The 15,652-nt window shown below is 57.8% G+C and carries 29 protein-coding genes; all 29 read right to left on the bottom strand.

Annotation, left to right across the window (positions count from 1 at the left end):
• Window positions 1-174 precede the first annotated feature (174 nt).
• Complete coding sequence (locus PQR67_RS19495) at window positions 175-1,152, bottom strand: DNA-directed RNA polymerase subunit alpha (protein WP_006052226.1); 978 nt, start codon at window positions 1,150-1,152, stop codon at window positions 175-177.
• A gap of 124 nt (window positions 1,153-1,276) precedes the next feature.
• Entirely contained in the window at window positions 1,277-1,900 is a 624-nt protein-coding gene (rpsD, locus tag PQR67_RS19490) for a 30S ribosomal protein S4 (RefSeq protein ID WP_027800372.1), read from the bottom strand.
• A 154-nt stretch (window positions 1,901-2,054) separates the two neighbouring features.
• The gene (gene rpsK / locus PQR67_RS19485; RefSeq protein WP_006052224.1) at window positions 2,055-2,459 is read right to left on the bottom strand and encodes a 30S ribosomal protein S11; all 405 of its coding nucleotides are present in this window, start codon (window positions 2,457-2,459) and stop codon (window positions 2,055-2,057) included.
• A gap of 28 nt (window positions 2,460-2,487) precedes the next feature.
• On the bottom strand, window positions 2,488-2,853 hold the full coding sequence (rpsM, locus tag PQR67_RS19480) for a 30S ribosomal protein S13 (RefSeq protein WP_012434566.1): 366 nt from the start codon (window positions 2,851-2,853) through the stop codon (window positions 2,488-2,490).
• A gap of 41 nt (window positions 2,854-2,894) precedes the next feature.
• The gene (gene rpmJ / locus PQR67_RS19475; RefSeq protein ID WP_004199844.1) at window positions 2,895-3,011 is read right to left on the bottom strand and encodes a 50S ribosomal protein L36; all 117 of its coding nucleotides are present in this window, start codon (window positions 3,009-3,011) and stop codon (window positions 2,895-2,897) included.
• A gap of 20 nt (window positions 3,012-3,031) precedes the next feature.
• Entirely contained in the window at window positions 3,032-3,250 is a 219-nt protein-coding gene (gene infA / locus PQR67_RS19470) for a translation initiation factor IF-1 (RefSeq protein WP_004521905.1), read from the bottom strand.
• 8 nt (window positions 3,251-3,258) lie between these two features.
• Window positions 3,259-4,605 (bottom strand): preprotein translocase subunit SecY, encoded by a 1,347-nt coding sequence (secY, locus tag PQR67_RS19465; RefSeq protein WP_408462589.1) that lies wholly within the window; start codon window positions 4,603-4,605, stop codon window positions 3,259-3,261.
• Window positions 4,606-4,651: 46 nt separating this feature from the next.
• A complete protein-coding gene (rplO, locus tag PQR67_RS19460) occupies window positions 4,652-5,086 on the bottom strand; it encodes a 50S ribosomal protein L15 (RefSeq protein ID WP_370711629.1) in 435 nt (144 codons plus the stop codon).
• 29 nt (window positions 5,087-5,115) lie between these two features.
• Window positions 5,116-5,298 carry a 50S ribosomal protein L30 gene (gene rpmD / locus PQR67_RS19455; RefSeq protein ID WP_028199571.1) on the bottom strand — a complete coding sequence of 61 codons (183 nt, stop codon included), beginning with the start codon at window positions 5,296-5,298 and terminating at the stop codon, window positions 5,116-5,118.
• A gap of 10 nt (window positions 5,299-5,308) precedes the next feature.
• The gene (gene rpsE / locus PQR67_RS19450) at window positions 5,309-5,827 is read right to left on the bottom strand and encodes a 30S ribosomal protein S5 (RefSeq protein ID WP_006052219.1); all 519 of its coding nucleotides are present in this window, start codon (window positions 5,825-5,827) and stop codon (window positions 5,309-5,311) included.
• Window positions 5,828-5,841: 14 nt separating this feature from the next.
• A complete protein-coding gene (gene rplR, locus PQR67_RS19445) occupies window positions 5,842-6,207 on the bottom strand; it encodes a 50S ribosomal protein L18 (RefSeq protein ID WP_006052218.1) in 366 nt (121 codons plus the stop codon).
• Window positions 6,208-6,219: 12 nt separating this feature from the next.
• Window positions 6,220-6,750, bottom strand: coding sequence for a 50S ribosomal protein L6 (rplF, locus tag PQR67_RS19440; protein WP_370711630.1), 531 nt, complete (start codon window positions 6,748-6,750; stop codon window positions 6,220-6,222).
• A gap of 18 nt (window positions 6,751-6,768) precedes the next feature.
• Entirely contained in the window at window positions 6,769-7,164 is a 396-nt protein-coding gene (gene rpsH, locus PQR67_RS19435; RefSeq protein ID WP_006052216.1) for a 30S ribosomal protein S8, read from the bottom strand.
• Between the two features lie 14 nt (window positions 7,165-7,178).
• Window positions 7,179-7,484, bottom strand: coding sequence for a 30S ribosomal protein S14 (gene rpsN, locus PQR67_RS19430; RefSeq protein WP_120289167.1), 306 nt, complete (start codon window positions 7,482-7,484; stop codon window positions 7,179-7,181).
• A 7-nt stretch (window positions 7,485-7,491) separates the two neighbouring features.
• The gene (gene rplE, locus PQR67_RS19425; RefSeq protein ID WP_006052214.1) at window positions 7,492-8,031 is read right to left on the bottom strand and encodes a 50S ribosomal protein L5; all 540 of its coding nucleotides are present in this window, start codon (window positions 8,029-8,031) and stop codon (window positions 7,492-7,494) included.
• 17 nt (window positions 8,032-8,048) lie between these two features.
• Window positions 8,049-8,357 (bottom strand): 50S ribosomal protein L24, encoded by a 309-nt coding sequence (rplX, locus tag PQR67_RS19420; RefSeq protein WP_028199569.1) that lies wholly within the window; start codon window positions 8,355-8,357, stop codon window positions 8,049-8,051.
• A 9-nt stretch (window positions 8,358-8,366) separates the two neighbouring features.
• Window positions 8,367-8,735, bottom strand: coding sequence for a 50S ribosomal protein L14 (gene rplN, locus PQR67_RS19415; protein ID WP_006052212.1), 369 nt, complete (start codon window positions 8,733-8,735; stop codon window positions 8,367-8,369).
• Between the two features lie 289 nt (window positions 8,736-9,024).
• The gene (rpsQ, locus tag PQR67_RS19410) at window positions 9,025-9,297 is read right to left on the bottom strand and encodes a 30S ribosomal protein S17 (RefSeq protein ID WP_007180129.1); all 273 of its coding nucleotides are present in this window, start codon (window positions 9,295-9,297) and stop codon (window positions 9,025-9,027) included.
• Window positions 9,294-9,488, bottom strand: a complete 195-nt coding sequence (gene rpmC / locus PQR67_RS19405) for a 50S ribosomal protein L29 (RefSeq protein ID WP_007180130.1) — start codon at window positions 9,486-9,488, stop codon at window positions 9,294-9,296. The genes rpsQ and rpmC overlap by 4 nt, the downstream gene beginning before the upstream one ends.
• Window positions 9,489-9,498: 10 nt before the next feature.
• Entirely contained in the window at window positions 9,499-9,915 is a 417-nt protein-coding gene (rplP, locus tag PQR67_RS19400) for a 50S ribosomal protein L16 (RefSeq protein WP_007180131.1), read from the bottom strand.
• Between the two features lie 2 nt (window positions 9,916-9,917).
• On the bottom strand, window positions 9,918-10,724 hold the full coding sequence (gene rpsC / locus PQR67_RS19395) for a 30S ribosomal protein S3 (protein ID WP_011490053.1): 807 nt from the start codon (window positions 10,722-10,724) through the stop codon (window positions 9,918-9,920).
• Between the two features lie 11 nt (window positions 10,725-10,735).
• The gene (gene rplV / locus PQR67_RS19390; protein WP_197070230.1) at window positions 10,736-11,068 is read right to left on the bottom strand and encodes a 50S ribosomal protein L22; all 333 of its coding nucleotides are present in this window, start codon (window positions 11,066-11,068) and stop codon (window positions 10,736-10,738) included.
• Between the two features lie 7 nt (window positions 11,069-11,075).
• Complete coding sequence (gene rpsS / locus PQR67_RS19385) at window positions 11,076-11,351, bottom strand: 30S ribosomal protein S19 (protein ID WP_054036552.1); 276 nt, start codon at window positions 11,349-11,351, stop codon at window positions 11,076-11,078.
• Between the two features lie 10 nt (window positions 11,352-11,361).
• Complete coding sequence (gene rplB, locus PQR67_RS19380; RefSeq protein ID WP_063497538.1) at window positions 11,362-12,189, bottom strand: 50S ribosomal protein L2; 828 nt, start codon at window positions 12,187-12,189, stop codon at window positions 11,362-11,364.
• A gap of 2 nt (window positions 12,190-12,191) precedes the next feature.
• Entirely contained in the window at window positions 12,192-12,506 is a 315-nt protein-coding gene (gene rplW / locus PQR67_RS19375) for a 50S ribosomal protein L23 (RefSeq protein ID WP_007180135.1), read from the bottom strand.
• Entirely contained in the window at window positions 12,503-13,123 is a 621-nt protein-coding gene (gene rplD, locus PQR67_RS19370; protein ID WP_007180136.1) for a 50S ribosomal protein L4, read from the bottom strand. The genes rplW and rplD overlap by 4 nt, the downstream gene beginning before the upstream one ends.
• Window positions 13,123-13,782 (bottom strand): 50S ribosomal protein L3, encoded by a 660-nt coding sequence (gene rplC, locus PQR67_RS19365; protein ID WP_007180137.1) that lies wholly within the window; start codon window positions 13,780-13,782, stop codon window positions 13,123-13,125. Before rplC ends, rplD begins: the two co-directional genes overlap by 1 nt.
• Window positions 13,783-13,983: 201 nt before the next feature.
• Window positions 13,984-14,295: a 30S ribosomal protein S10 gene (rpsJ, locus tag PQR67_RS19360; RefSeq protein ID WP_006998489.1), complete on the bottom strand. Its 312-nt coding sequence runs from the start codon at window positions 14,293-14,295 to the stop codon at window positions 13,984-13,986.
• 166 nt (window positions 14,296-14,461) lie between these two features.
• Complete coding sequence (gene tuf, locus PQR67_RS19355) at window positions 14,462-15,652, bottom strand: elongation factor Tu (protein WP_063497539.1); 1,191 nt, start codon at window positions 15,650-15,652, stop codon at window positions 14,462-14,464.

Raw genomic sequence — 15,652 nt, 5'->3', positions numbered from 1 at the left:
CCTTTGATTCAAAGTTTTGGTCCAGCTCTTCTATCGCGCTCAATCTACCCTCGGTTTCCCAACGGTGACGAGTGCACGGGCCGGTAGTGAAAAAAGACAAGACGCGGATTTTAAAGGAAAATCCGCGTCTTTGCCAGTGCAGCGACGGGTTCTGTCCCGAGATTACTTCTCGACTTACTTGTCCAAACCTGCCGGCGGCCAGTTTTCGAGTTTCATGCCGAGCGTCAAACCACGCGACGCCAATACTTCCTTGATTTCGTTCAACGACTTGCGACCCAGATTCGGGGTCTTGAGCAACTCGTTTTCCGTACGCTGGATCAGGTCGCCGATGTAGTAAATGTTCTCGGCCTTCAGGCAGTTCGCGGAACGAACCGTCAGTTCGAGATCATCAACCGGACGCAGCAGGATCGGATCGATCTGCGGCGCACGCGACGGCGCTTCCGCCGTTGCTTCGGTGCCTTCCAGAGCAGCGAACACCGACAGTTGATCAACCAGAATACGCGCCGATTGACGGATCGCTTCTTCCGGCGAGATCACACCGTTGGTCTCGATGTTCATCACGAGCTTGTCGAGGTCAGTACGTTGTTCGACGCGCGCGCTTTCAACGGCGTAGCTCACGCGGCGAACCGGCGAGAACGACGCATCCAGCACGATACGGCCGATGATCTTGGCCGACTCTTCGCCGTAACGACGCACGTTGCCCGGCACATAACCACGGCCCTTTTCGACCTTGATCTGCACGTCGAGCTTACCGCCCTTCGACAGATGCGCAATCACGTGATCCGGGTTGATCACTTCGCAATCGTGCGCGAGTTCGATGTCGCCAGCGGTGACAACACCTTCGCCTTCCTTGCGCAGCGTAACCGTCACTTCGTCACGGTTATGCAGCTTGAACACGACGCCCTTCAGGTTCAACAACAGGTTGACCACATCCTCTTGCACACCGTCGAGCGTCGAATACTCATGTACGACGCCTGCGATCGTCACTTCGGTCGGCGCATAGCCGATCATTGACGACAGCAGCACGCGCCGAAGCGCGTTACCCAAGGTGTGGCCATAACCGCGTTCAAACGGTTCCATGACCACTTTCGCGTGGCTCTCACCAAGCGATTCAACTGCGATGATCTTGGGCTTCAACAAACTGGTTTGCATAGGTTTTCCTTTTCAATACCCTCGGCTCGTTACACCGATAAGGCTGACCGGTAACAACCTGAAAATAAACAGCCGAGACGCCCCCTTGCGCATCGCAATCGGGGTGCCCCGGCCGTTAATCCGATTACCGCGAATACAATTCGACGATCAGGCTTTCGTTGATATCGCCAGCGATGTCGCTGCGTTCCGGCTTGCTCTTGAACGTGCCTTCGAACTTCTTCGAATCGACAGCGACCCAGCTCGGCAGACCGCCTTGCTCAGCCAGCGACAGCGCTTCGAGAATACGCGCCTGCTTCTTCTTTTGTTCGCGCACTGCGACGACGTCGCCTGCCTTCACTTGCATCGACGGGATGTTCGACACAACGCCATTCACCGTGATCGCCTTGTGGCTCACGAGCTGACGTGCTTCAGCACGCGTCGAGCCGAAGCCCATGCGATACACGACGTTGTCGAGGCGCGATTCGAGCAATTGCAGCAGGTTTTCACCCGTGTTGCCCTTCAGGCGGTCGGCTTCAGCGAAGTAACGGCGGAATTGACGCTCGAGGACACCGTAGATGCGCTTCACTTTTTGCTTTTCGCGCAGCTGCGTGCCGTAGTCGGACGTACGTGCACCCGACGTGCGGCCATGTTGGCCGGGCTTGCTGTCAAGCTTGCACTTGTCAGCGAGCGAACGACGGGCGCTCTTCAGGAAGAGGTCAGTGCCTTCACGGCGGGACAGCTTGGCCTTAGGGCCGATATAACGTGCCACGTTGATTCCTTCTATGATTAATCACGTGAACTCGCGTTCACGCTAGTCCGAACCCTTTGGGTCGAACGGTGGGCTTAGTCAATTCAATAACGCAAGCAGCCCGTCGTCGCCGGCACACAACCCGGCGGCAACAGGCGCTAGCGAAACACGCGTCTTAGATACGACGACGCTTCGGCGGACGGCAGCCGTTGTGCGGTACCGGCGTCACGTCGGAGATCGCGGTGATCTTGATGCCAAGACCATGCAGCGCGCGCACCGCGGACTCACGGCCAGGACCGGGGCCCTTGATCCGCACTTCGAGGTTCTTCACGCCGTATTCCATCGCCACGCGGCCAGCCGATTCGGCTGCCACCTGGGCTGCAAACGGGGTCGATTTACGCGAACCCTTGAAGCCCTGACCACCCGACGTTGCCCAGGCAAGTGCATTGCCTTGACGATCGGTGATCGTGATGATGGTGTTGTTGAACGACGCGTGAACGTGAACCACGCCCTCGGCGACGTTCTTCTTGACCTTCTTGCGAACGCGTTGCGCCGCGGAGTTGTTCGAAGCCTTAGCCATTACGTTTTCCTGTAACTGTCAGTTCCGCTTACTTCTTCAGCGATTGCGCTGCACGACGCGGACCCTTGCGCGTACGGGCATTCGTACGCGTGCGTTGGCCACGCAGGGGCAAGCCCTTGCGATGACGCACGCCACGGTAGCAGCCGAGATCCATCAGGCGCTTAATGTTCATCGTCGTTTCACGGCGCAGATCGCCTTCAACGATGAACTTGCCGACTTCTTCACGCAGCTTTTCGAGGTCTGCGTCGTTCAGGTCCTTGACCTTCTTCGAAAATGCCACACCAGCAGCGACGCAAATGTCGCGCGAGCGCGTGCGGCCGACACCGTAAATTGCCGTCAGGCCGATTTCGGTATGCTGGTGATTCGGGATGTTAACCCCTGCGATACGAGCCATTGTTTTTCCTCAAACAAAAAGCGCAGCAAAAAGCGCGGCGTTCAGCCTTGACGCTGTTTGTGGCGCGGATCAGAGCTGCAAATCACGCGCACAACGCCTTTGCGCTTGATGATCTTGCAATTGCGGCAAATGCGCTTAACCGATGCCATCACTTTCATGATATTACCCTTTTTTCAAATCACTTCGCCCGGAACACGATCCGCGCACGCGACAGATCGTAAGGCGTCAATTCAACCGTCACCTTGTCGCCCGGCAGGATTCGGATGTAGTGCATCCGCATCTTGCCGGATATGTGTCCCAATACGACATGGCCGTTTTCCAGCTTCACCCTAAAGGTAGCGTTAGGCAGGTTTTCGATGACTTCACCCTGCATCTGGATAACATCGTCTTTGGCCATAAGTCCTTTCAACGCATCGGGACGCCGCCGCCTTTGAAGTTAGCTTTCTTCAGCAGCGATTCATACTGTTGCGACATAACGTACGACTGCACCTGCGCCATGAAATCCATTGTGACGACGACAATGATCAGCAACGACGTTCCACCAAAATAAAACGGCACGTTCCAGCGCAGTACCAAAAATTCAGGCAGCAGACAAACAAACACGATGTAGATCGCACCAGCCAGCGTCAGACGCGTCAGGATGCGGTCGATGTATCGCGCGGTTTGATCGCCCGGGCGGATGCCTGGGACGAAAGCGCCACTCTTTTTCAGGTTGTCGGCCGTTTCCCTGCTGTTGAACACCAGTGCGGTGTAGAAAAAGCAGAAGAAGACGATCGCCAACGCGTACAGCAACACGTACACGGGTTGACCGGGCTTAATGGCTTCGGCCACGTTGTGCAACGTGTCTGCGAACCAGCTGGCACGTGACCCCGAACTAAACCAGTTCAGGATGGTTGCCGGGAAGAGAATGATCGACGATGCAAAGATCGGCGGAATCACGCCCGACATATTCAACTTCAGCGGCAGATGCGAAGACTGTCCGCCGTAAATCTTGTTACCGACTTGCCGCTTGGCGTAGTTCACAAGAATCTTGCGCTGACCGCGTTCGATGAACACAACCAGATACGTCACTGCAGCAATCAGCGCGACCACAATAATCGCCGAGATGATGCTCATCGAGCCGGTTCGCACCAGTTCGAAAAGACCACCGATCGCGTTCGGGAAGCCGGCCGCAATACCGCCGAAAATGATGATCGAGATACCGTTACCGAGCCCGCGTTCCGTGATCTGCTCACCCAGCCACATCAGGAACATCGTGCCGGTCACAAGTGTCACGACCGTCGTCAACCGAAACACCATCCCCGGATCGATCACCAGGCCCGGCTGATTTTCCAGCGCGACGGCAATGCCGAACGCCTGGAACGTCGCCAGCAGGACCGTAAAGACACGCGTGTACTGCGTAATCTTCCGTTGCCCAGCTTGCCCTTCCTTTTTAAGCGCTTCCAGCTGCGGCGAAACAATCGCCAGCAACTGCATGATGATCGACGCCGAAATGTACGGCATGATCCCCAGCGCAAAAATCGTGAACCGCGAAAGTGCACCACCCGAGAACATGTTGAACATGCCAAGGATGCCGCCCGACTGGCTTTGAAACAGCTTCGCCAGTTGGTCCGGGTCAATACCCGGCACCGGAATGTGCGCGCCGATACGATAGACGATCAACGCCAGCAGCAGGAATACTGCCCGCCGACGCAGATCGCCAAACTTCGCCGCGCTGCGACCGGGTTTTGCGAGACTCGGACTGTTAGCCAAGTACCTTCTCCGATGCAAATGCTAGTGACGGCAAATAACTTGCACGTTACTCGGCAAAAGAGCCGCCGGCTGCTTCAATAGCAGCGCGCGCACCCTTCGTCGCACCCAGACCCTTCACAACGACCTTGCGCTTGAGCTCGCCCGTCGCGATGATCTTGGCGCTCGTGATCAGCTCGCCGAGCAGGCCGGCTTGCTTCAGAGCCAACAGATCGATTTCGTCGACCGGCAGCTTTTCCAGATCAGAGAGACGCACTTCACCGACGAATTCCTTCGTCAGCGAGGTGAAGCCACGCTTCGGCAGGCGACGTTGCAGCGGCATTTGACCGCCTTCGAAGCCAACCTTGTGAAAGCCGCCCGAACGCGACTTCTGACCCTTGTGACCACGGCCAGCAGTCTTGCCCAGACCGGAGCCGATACCACGGCCGACGCGACGCTTAGCGTGCTTCGAGCCTTCAGCCGGCTTCAGGTTATTCAATTCCATTATCAACTCCTTGAGTCCTGGTCAGCCGCTTAGCCGATGACCTTAACGAGGTACGAAACCTTGTTGATCATGCCGCGCACAGCCGGCGTGTCCTGCAACTCGCTAACCGAATTGAGTCGGCGCAGACCCAGGCCACGCACCGTTGCACGGTGCGTTTCACGGGTGCCGATCAGGCTCTTGACGAGCTGGACCTTGACAGTTTTATCAGACATGGTGTCCACCTTAGCCCAGAATATCTTCGACGGACTTGCCGCGCTTCGCCGCGATATCACCCGGCGTCGACTGCTTGCGCAGACCGTCGAGCGTTGCACGAACGAGGTTGTACGGGTTCGTCGAACCGTGGCTCTTGGCCACAACGTTCTGCACGCCCATCACGTCGAACACTGCGCGCATCGGGCCACCAGCGATCACACCGGTACCGTCCTTGGCCGGAGCCAGGAGGACCATCGATGCGCCGTGCTTACCGTGCACTTCGTGTTGCAGGGTACCGTTCTTAAGCGGCACCTTGAACATGTTGCGGCGAGCCTGTTCCATCGCCTTCTGAACAGCGACCGGCACTTCCTTCGCCTTGCCCTTGCCCATACCGACGCGGCCATCACCGTCGCCAACCACGGTCAGTGCGGCAAAACCGAGAATCCGGCCGCCCTTCACAACCTTGGTCACGCGGTTGACCGAAATCATCTTTTCGCGCAGGCCGTCGTCGCGTTCGTCAGCCTGAACTTTCGCTTGCATCTTTGCCATGACGAATTCTTCCCTTAGAACTTGAGTCCGGCTTCGCGCGCCGCATCAGCCAGCGCTTTCACGCGGCCGTGGTAACGGAAACCCGAACGGTCGAAGGCGACGGATTCGATGCCGGCAGCCTTAGCCTTTTCTGCAATGCGCTTACCGATCAGGGTCGCAGCAGCGACGTTGCCGCCCTTGCCCGTCTGATCAGCCAGTTGCGCACGCACTTCGGCTTCGAGCGTCGACGCGCTGGCGAGCACCTTGGTGCCGCACGGCGAGAACACTTGCGCATAGATGTGCGTGTTCGTGCGATGCACGGCGAGACGCGCGACCTGCAGCTCAGCGATCTTGATACGCGTCTGACGAGCGCGGCGCAGGCGAGATTGAGTCTTATCCATGATTGCGCACCCTTACTTCTTCTTCGTTTCTTTGAGGATCACAACCTCGTTGGCGTAACGCACACCCTTGCCCTTGTAGGGCTCCGGCGGGCGATAGCCGCGCACTTCTGCAGCGACTTGGCCAACTTGTTGCTTATTGATCCCCTTGATCACGATTTCGGTTTGCGTCGGGGTTTCAGCCTTAACGCCTTCCGGCATCTGGTGCACCACGGGGTGCGAGAAACCCAGCGACAGGTTCAGCTTGTCGCCTTGCGCCTGTGCGCGGTAACCGACGCCAACCAGCGTCAGCTTGCGCTCGAAACCCTTCGTCACGCCGTTCACCATGTTCGCAACCAGTGCGCGCATCGTGCCCGACATCGCATTCGCTTCGCGGCTTTCGCCCACCGGCTCGAACTTCAGCGTGCCGTTGTCGTTCACCACTTTCACGAGGCTGTTTGCAGCCTGCGAAATCGTACCCAGCGGACCCTTGACGGTAATGCGTTCGTCGCTCAGGGCCACTTCTGCGCCTTGCAGCGCGATCGGGCTTTTACCTACTCGAGACATGTTTCTCTCCTTTCGGCCTTAAGCGACGTAGCAGATGACTTCGCCGCCAACGCCCGTTGCACGCGCCTTGCGGTCCGTCATCACGCCCTTCGGCGTCGACACGATTGCCACGCCGAGGCCATTCATGACCACGGGGATGTCGTTACGGCCGCGGTACACACGCAGACCAGGCTTCGAAACGCGTTCAATGCGCTCGATCACCGGACGGCCAGCGTAGTACTTCAACACGATGTTCAATTCAGACTTCGCACCTTCAGACTTCACTGCGAAATCATCGATATAGCCTTCGTCCTTCAGGACCTGCGCAATCGCAACCTTGACTTTCGACGAGGGCATTGTCACCGAAACTTTCTCAACCATCTGCGCATTGCGGATGCGAGTCAGCATATCGGCGATAGGATCACTCATGCTCATTTACGTTTCTCCTATTACCAGCTCGCCTTGGTCAGGCCAGGGATCTCGCCGCGGAACGCGATTTCGCGAATCTTGTTACGCGCCAGCCCGAATTTACGGAACGTGCCACGCGGGCGACCGGTAATTGCGCAACGATTGCGCTTACGGGTCGGGTTAGAGTTGCGCGGCAGTTGTTGCAGTTCCAGACGTGCTACGTAATGCTCTTCGTCCGACTTGCTCATATCGCCGATGATCGCTTTCAGCTCAGCACGCTTGGGAGCGTACTTAGCGGCCAGGCGAGCACGCTTCTTTTCACGTTCGATCAGTGCCAGTTTAGCCACGGTAACCTCAGTTTCTGAACGGGAACTTGAAGCTGGCGAGCAGAGCCTTTGCTTCGTCGTCGGTCTTCGCAGTTGTCGTGATGCTGATGTTCAGCCCACGCAGTGCGTCGATCTTGTCGTAGTCGATTTCGGGGAAAATGATCTGCTCTTTCACACCGATGTTGTAGTTGCCACGGCCATCAAACGCACGACCCGACACGCCACGGAAGTCACGCACACGGGGGAGCGCGACCGTCACGAAACGGTCCAGAAATTCGTACATTGCCTGACCACGCAACGTGACCATTGCACCGATCGGATAGCCCTGACGGATCTTGAAGCCAGCGATTGCCTTGCGTGCCTTCGTGATCACCGGCTTCTGGCCTGCGATCTTCGTCAGGTCGCCAACGGCGTTTTCGATGATCTTCTTGTCAGCAACCGCTTCGCCAAGGCCCATGTTCAGGGTGATCTTGGTGATGCGCGGCACTTCCATCACGGACTTGTAACCGAACTTCTCGATGAGGCCGGGTACAACCTTTTCTTTGTAAAACTCTTGCAAACGAGCCATTTTTTTACTCCGCTGCGTCAGGCGCTCAGCACAGCACCGGTCGTCTTAAGGAAACGAACTTTCTTGTCCCCTTCGACCTTGATGCCTACACGCGACGCCTTGCCATTCGCGTCGACCAATGCGACGTTCGAAATTTGCAGCGGCATCGTCTTGGCTTCCACACCGCCCGTCGTACCCTTCATCGGGTTCGGCTTGACGTGCTTCTTGACGAGGTTGATACCCTCGACAATAACTTTGTCTTCGCCAACGGACAGCACGACGCCGCGCTTGCCTTTGTCTTTGCCGGTGATGACGATAACTTCGTCACCTTTGCGAATCTTGTTCATCGCGACTCCTTACAGCACTTCAGGTGCCAGCGAAACGATCTTCATGAATCGTTCGCTGCGCAACTCGCGCGTAACAGGCCCGAAAATACGGGTGCCAATAGGTTCAAGCTTGGCATTCAACAGCACTGCAGCATTGCCGTCGAACTTGATCAGCGAGCCGTCCTGACGGCGCACGCCCTTGGCGGTGCGAACCACCACGGCGTTGTAAATTTCGCCTTTCTTCACGCGCCCGCGCGGCGTTGCTTCTTTGACGGTCACCTTGATGATGTCGCCAATGCTGGCATAACGACGCTTCGAGCCGCCGAGAACCTTGATGCACATGACTTCACGCGCACCGGTGTTGTCGGCCACTTCAAGCCGAGTTTCGGTCTGGATCATGGTTTATCTTTCCCAACTTAATCCGGTCACACCACCATGGCGCACCCGGTCAGTCTTGGTCCCGTCAGCCAATCGGCTGCTTGGGTATGAACAGCAGCGACGGCAAACGAAACCCGCCATCGCAATCCGGTGAATCCTTCGGAACAGACTGGCGCCCGAACCGCTTCCCCCACCAACTTCGCCCGCGACGGGGCTCCCATAAAAGAGGGAAGACCGAGATCATATCACATAATCCCGGTCTTGCAAGCGAAACTTACTGCGATTTCAACTACTTCTACAACTTGCGGCGTCAGATGACGCGAGCAGCCTCGACCAGGCGAGCCACAACCCAAGCTTTCGTCTTCGAAATCGGACGCGTTTCCTGGATTTCAACGAGGTCACCCTCGTTATATGTGTTCGCATCGTCGTGCGCGTGGTACTTCTTCGAACGCACAACGTACTTGCCGTAGATCGGGTGCTTCACGCGGTGCTCAACCAGCACGGTGACCGTCTTGTCCATCTTGTTGCTGACGACCTTGCCGACCAGCGTCCGCTTGAGCGAGGTTTTTACGCTATCGTTCATTTCTGGTTCGCCTTCTCAGTCAGGACGGTCCGCACACGTGCGATGTCGCGACGAACCTTCTTCAGCTGGCTCGTGTTCGTGAGCTGCTGGGTCGCGAGTTGCATGCGCAGGCCGAATTGCGCCTTCAACAGGTCCGACAGCTCCTTGTTGAGCGCGGCCTGATCTTTCTGGTGAAGTTCGGAAGCCTTCATCATTTACTCCTTAGGCGCCGAGCTGACGCACGATAAACGTCGTCTTGAGCGGCAGCTTAGCTGCAGCCAGACGGAACGCTTCGCGTGCCAGCTCTTCGGTTACGCCATCCATTTCGTACAGCATCTTGCCCGGTTGAATCTCCGCGACGTAGTACTCAGGGTTACCTTTACCGTTACCCATACGTACTTCAGCCGGCTTGTGCGAGATCGGCTTGTCCGGGAAGATGCGGATCCAGATGCGGCCACCACGCTTGATGTGACGCGTCATTGCACGACGTGCCGCTTCAATCTGGCGCGCGGTCAAGCGACCACGACCGATAGCCTTCAGGCCGAACTCACCGAACGACACCGCGTTGCCGCGGGTAGCGATACCGGTGTTACGACCCTTCTGCTCTTTGCGATACTTTCTGCGTTTCGGTTGCAGCATCGTTATTCTCCAGTCTTCCCGCCGTCGCCGGCACCGCCAGCACGACGAGGAGCGCCACGGCGTGCACCTGCCGGGCCACCACCTTCACCATCGCGACGCGGACGGCGATCGCCACCCGGACGTGCGTTACGGCGCGGACGCTTTTCTTCGGCGACTTCTTCAACCACCGGTGCGTCGTTGCGGCCGAGCGTGTCGCCCTTGTAGACCCACACCTTCACACCGATGATGCCGTACGTCGTCTTCGCTTCCGAAGTTGCGTAGTCGATATCAGCACGCAGCGTATGAAGGGGAACGCGACCTTCGCGATACCATTCCGTACGAGCGATTTCGATACCGTTCAGGCGGCCAGCGCTCATGATCTTGATGCCTTGAGCACCCAGACGCATTGCGTTTTGCATCGCACGCTTCATCGCGCGGCGGAACATAATCCGACGCTCGAGTTGTTGCGTGATCGAATCCGCGATCAGTTGCGCATCGGTTTCCGGCTTGCGGATTTCTTCGATGTTGACGTGGACCGGAACGCCCATGCGGCGTTGCAGTTCCGACTTCAGCAGCTCGATATCCTCGCCCTTCTTACCGATGACGACACCCGGACGCGAGCTATAAATCGTGATGCGCGCGTTTTTCGCCGGGCGCTCGATAACGACGCGACCAACCGAAGCGTTTTTCAGCTTCTTCTTCAGGTATTCACGAACACCGATGTCTTCCTGCAACATCGCCGCGAAATTGTTGTTGTTCGCGTACCAACGCGACGCCCAATTGCGGCTGACGGCCAAACGGAAGCCAGTCGGATGAATTTTCTGTCCCATCGTATGACCCCTTAATTCCCGACCGTCACAGTGATGTGACAGGATTGCTTCTCGATGCGGTTACCACGGCCTTTAGCGCGCGCGGTAAAACGCTTCAGCGATGCAGCCTTGTCGACCATGATGCTCGTTACTTTGAGCTCGTCGATATCGGCGCCTTCGTTATGCTCCGCATTCGCGATCGCCGACAGGACGACCTTTTTCACGATTCCCGCAGCCTTCTTCGGCGAGAACGTCAGAACGTTCAGCGCCTTGTCGACCGGCAAACCGCGGATCTGGTCAGCCACAAGGCGCGTTTTCTGCGCCGAGATGCGGGCACCGCGATGAATTGCTTTCACTTCCATCATGAGCCCCTTATTTCTTAGCCTTCTTGTCGGCTGCGTGACCCTTGAACGTCCGGGTCAATGCAAACTCGCCAAGCTTGTGGCCGACCATGTTTTCCGAGATGTACACCGGAACGTGTTGACGGCCGTTGTGCACAGCAATCGTCAAACCGATGAAATCCGGCAGAATCGTCGAACGACGCGACCAGGTTTTGATCGGTTTCTTGTCACGCGCAGCGGCTGCCGACTCAACTTTCTTCAGCAAATGGGCGTCGCAGAACGGACCTTTTTTTACAGAACGTGCCATTGCCTACTCCTTAACGCTTGTGACGGCGCTGGACGATCATGCTCGTCGTGCGCTTGTTGCTGCGGGTGCGATAACCCTTAGCAGGCGTGCCCCACGGGCTCACCGGATCGCGACCTGCAGCCGTCTTGCCTTCACCACCGCCGTGCGGGTGATCGACCGGGTTCATTGCAACGCCACGCACCGTCGGGCGGATACCGCGCCAGCGATTCGCGCCAGCCTTACCGATTTGACGGAGACTATGCTCTTCGTTGCCAACTTCACCAATCGTCGCGCGGCATTCAACGTGAACGCGGCGGATTTCACCGGAGCGCAGGCGGACCTGTGCGTAGATGCCTTCACGAGCCAGCAACATCGCCGACGTACCAGCCGAACGCGCCATTTGCGCGCCCTTGCCCGGCAGCATTTCGATGCAGTGGATCGTCGTACCGACCGGAATGTTGCGGATCGGCAGCGTGTTACCTGCGCGGATCGGAGCTTCCGAACCCGACATCAGTTGCTGGCCAACCGTCACACCCTTCGGAGCGATGATGTACTTGCGCTCGCCGTCTGCGTACAGAACCAGCGCGATGTTCGCGCTACGGTTCGGATCGTACTCAAGACGTTCGACCTTCGCCGGAATGCCGTCCTTGTTGCGACGGAAATCGACGACGCGATAGTGATGCTTATGACCACCACCCTTATGGCGCGTGGTGATGTGGCCGTTGTTGTTACGGCCGGCAGTCGTGGATTGCGAATCGAGCAGCGGTGCGAACGGCTTGCCCTTATGCAGATCCTTGTTGACCACCTTGACCATCGCACGGCGACCCGGCGAAGTCGGCTTAACTTTAACGATTGCCATGATTACTTGGCCTCCGCTTCAAAGTTGATTTCCTGGCCGGGCTTCAGACAGACGTACGCCTTCTTCACGTCCTTGCGCTTGCCCATGAAGCGGCCAAAGCGCTTGGCTTTGCCCTTCGAGACCAGCACGTTGACGGAATTGACTTCCACCTTGAACAGCAGCTCGACTGCAGCTTTCACTTCCTGCTTCGTGGCATCGGGCGCGACTTCGAACACAACTTGCTCGTTCTTGTCGGCCACCAGCGTCGCCTTTTCGGAGATCACCGGCGCGAGCAGGACCTGCATCAAACGATGATCGTTTTTGCGAATCTCGCTCATGACAGCAACTCCTCGATCTGGGCGACCGCAGCCTTCGTGATCAGGATCTTCTTGAAGTAGATCAGCGACAGCGGGTCGGCGTAACGCGGCTCGACAACTGCCACATGGGCGAGGTTGCGCGACGCGAGGTACAGGTTTTCGTCAACCGTGTCGGTAATCACCAGCACGGAGTCGAGACCCATCGCCTTGAATTTTTCGGCCAGCAGCTTGGTCTTCGGCGCTTCGAGCGTCAGCTCGTCGACCACCGAGATACGGCCTTCGCGGGCCAGCTGCGAGAAGATCGAGCAGAGACCTGCGCGATGCATCTTCTTGTTGACCTTGTGCGAAAAGTTTTCTTCCGGCGAATTCGGGAAGATCCGGCCACCGCCGCGCCACAGCGGGCTCGACGACATACCGGCACGGGCGCGGCCCGTACCCTTCTGGCGCCACGGCTTCTTGGTCGTGTGCTTAACTTGCTCACGGTCCTTCTGCGCGCGGTTGCCGCTACGGGCATTCGCTTGATACGCCACCACGACCTGGTGAATCAGGGCTTCGTTGTAATCGCGACCGAACACTACGTCCGACGCGCTAACGCCTGCACCTTCCTGACCATTGGCATTCAGGAGCTTAAGTTCCATTATTTCGCTCCTTTCACGGCACGCGTTTTCACGGCCGGCGTAACGAATACCTTGCCACCCTTCGCACCCGGAACGGCGCCCTTGACCAGCAACAGCTTGCGGTCAGCGTCGATACGAGCGATTTCGAGGTTTTGCACGGTTACCGTATCGTCACCCATGTGACCGGTCATGCGCTTACCCGGGAAAACACGACCCGGATCCTGCGCCATACCGATCGAACCCGGCACGTTGTGCGAGCGCGAGTTACCGTGCGATGCACGGCCGGATGCGAAGTTGTAACGCTTGATGGTACCGGCGTAGCCCTTACCGATCGACACGCCTTGCACGTCGACCTTCTGGCCTACTTCGAACAGGTCGGGACCGACCACGGTGCCGTTCGACAACTCGGCAGCCTTGGCAGCATCGATCTGGAATTCTTTGAGGATTTCACCGGCTTGAACACCGGCTTTGGCGAGATGACCGGCCAACGGCTTCGTCACACGCGATGCACGGCGCGTACCGAATGCAACCTGCACGGCGGTATAGCCGTCGGTTTCAACAGTCTTGATCTGCGTCACGCGGTTGTCGGACACGTCCAGCACGGTAACGGGAATCGAATCCCCTTCTGCCGTGAAGATACGGGTCATGCCAACCTTGCGACCTACGAGTCCAAGGCTCATCGTTTTCTCCATTCCCGACTGCGATTGGTCGGGGCTAATTTACAAAATGCCGGTGCCGTTTCGGGCATGAATTCATGCTGCAGCACACCGACTTTTTTGCGCAAATGCGCGAAAAGCCTTGCATTATAGCGAGGCTTTTCGTTTTCCGCAAGCAATCAATGACTTAGCGTTGCCCGGCACGCCAGGCAACCGCTGCAAGCCTTATTGGAGCTTGATTTCCACGTCCACGCCAGCCGGCAGGTCCAGCTTCATCAGTGCGTCAACGGTCTTGTCCGTCGGATCGACGATGTCCATCAGGCGTTGGTGCGTACGGATTTCGAGCTGATCGCGCGACGTCTTGTTGACGTGCGGCGAACGCAGGATGTCGAAACGTTGAATGCGGGTCGGCAGGGGCACCGGACCACGAACGATTGCGCCAGTCCGCTTTGCGGTGTCGACGATTTCAGCTGCCGATTGATCGATCAGGCGATAGTCGAAAGCCTTCAGGCGAATGCGGATTTTCTGGTTCTGCATGACAATTCCTTGGAAAGAGCGAGGCGGTATTGCGCCGCCAGATGGTAAAAGAACGTAGAGCCGGGCTTGAGATAGGAGGAAGCGCTAAAGCGCCAACTCCTATCGACACGCTATGGTGCTGGCGCCCGGCTCCGGGCACCACTTACTGCAACTTCAACCCTCGATTTTACTCGAGAATCTTGGCAACCACACCTGCGCCGACCGTACGGCCGCCTTCGCGAATTGCGAAGCGCAGACCTTCTTCCATCGCGATCGGGTTGATCAGCTTCACCGTGATCGACACGTTGTCGCCCGGCATGACCATTTCCTTGTCCTTCGGCAACTCGATCGAGCCCGTCACGTCCGTCGTACGGAAGTAGAACTGCGGACGATAGTTGTTGAAGAACGGCGTATGGCGGCCGCCTTCGTCCTTGCTCAGCACGTACACTTCAGCCGTGAAGTGCGTGTGCGGGTTGATCGAACCCGGCTTCGCCAGAACCTGGCCACGCTCCACGTCTTCACGCTTCGTGCCGCGCAGCAGGATACCAACGTTGTCGCCTGCCTGACCCTGGTCGAGCAGCTTGCGGAACATTTCCACGCCCGTGCACGTCGTCTTCACCGTCGGCTTGATACCGACGATTTCGATTTCTTCGCCGACCTTCACCACGCCGCGCTCAACGCGACCCGTCACCACCGTGCCGCGACCCGAGATCGAGAACACGTCTTCCACCGGCATCAGGAACGCACCGTCAACTGCGCGCTCCGGCGTCGGGATGTACGTGTCCAGCGCATCGGCCAGGTTCATGATCGCCACTTCGCCCAGCTCGCCCGTGTCGCCTTCCAGCGCCAGCTTGGCCGAACCCTTGATGATCGGCGTGTCGTCGCCCGGGAAGTCGTACTTCGACAGAAGTTCGCGAACTTCCATCTCGACGAGCTCCAGCAGCTCAGCGTCGTCCACCATGTCGCACTTGTTCAGGAACACGATGATGTACGGAACGCCAACCTGACGCGCCAGCAGGATGTGCTCACGCGTTTGCGGCATCGGACCGTCTGCTGCCGAGCACACCAGGATTGCGCCGTCCATCTGCGCTGCGCCCGTGATCATGTTCTTCACATAGTCAGCGTGGCCCGGGCAGTCGACGTGTGCGTAGTGGCGGTTAGCCGTTTCGTACTCGACGTGTGCCGTGTTGATCGTGATACCACGTGCCTTTTCTTCCGGCGCCGCGTCGATCTGGTCGTATGCCTTCGCTTCGCCGCCAAACTTCTTGGTCAGCACCGTCGTGATCGCTGCCGTCAGCGTGGTCTTGCCGTGGTCAACGTGACCGATCGTGCCGACGTTCACGTGCGGCTTGGTCCGTTCGAATTTACCTTTAGCCAT

This window comes from Paraburkholderia fungorum, assembly GCF_046026025.1.
In the GTDB taxonomy this organism is placed as follows: domain Bacteria; phylum Pseudomonadota; class Gammaproteobacteria; order Burkholderiales; family Burkholderiaceae; genus Paraburkholderia; species Paraburkholderia fungorum_E.
Note: the sequence above shows the minus strand (reverse complement) of the source record. Positions and strands in the feature narration are given on the sequence as shown.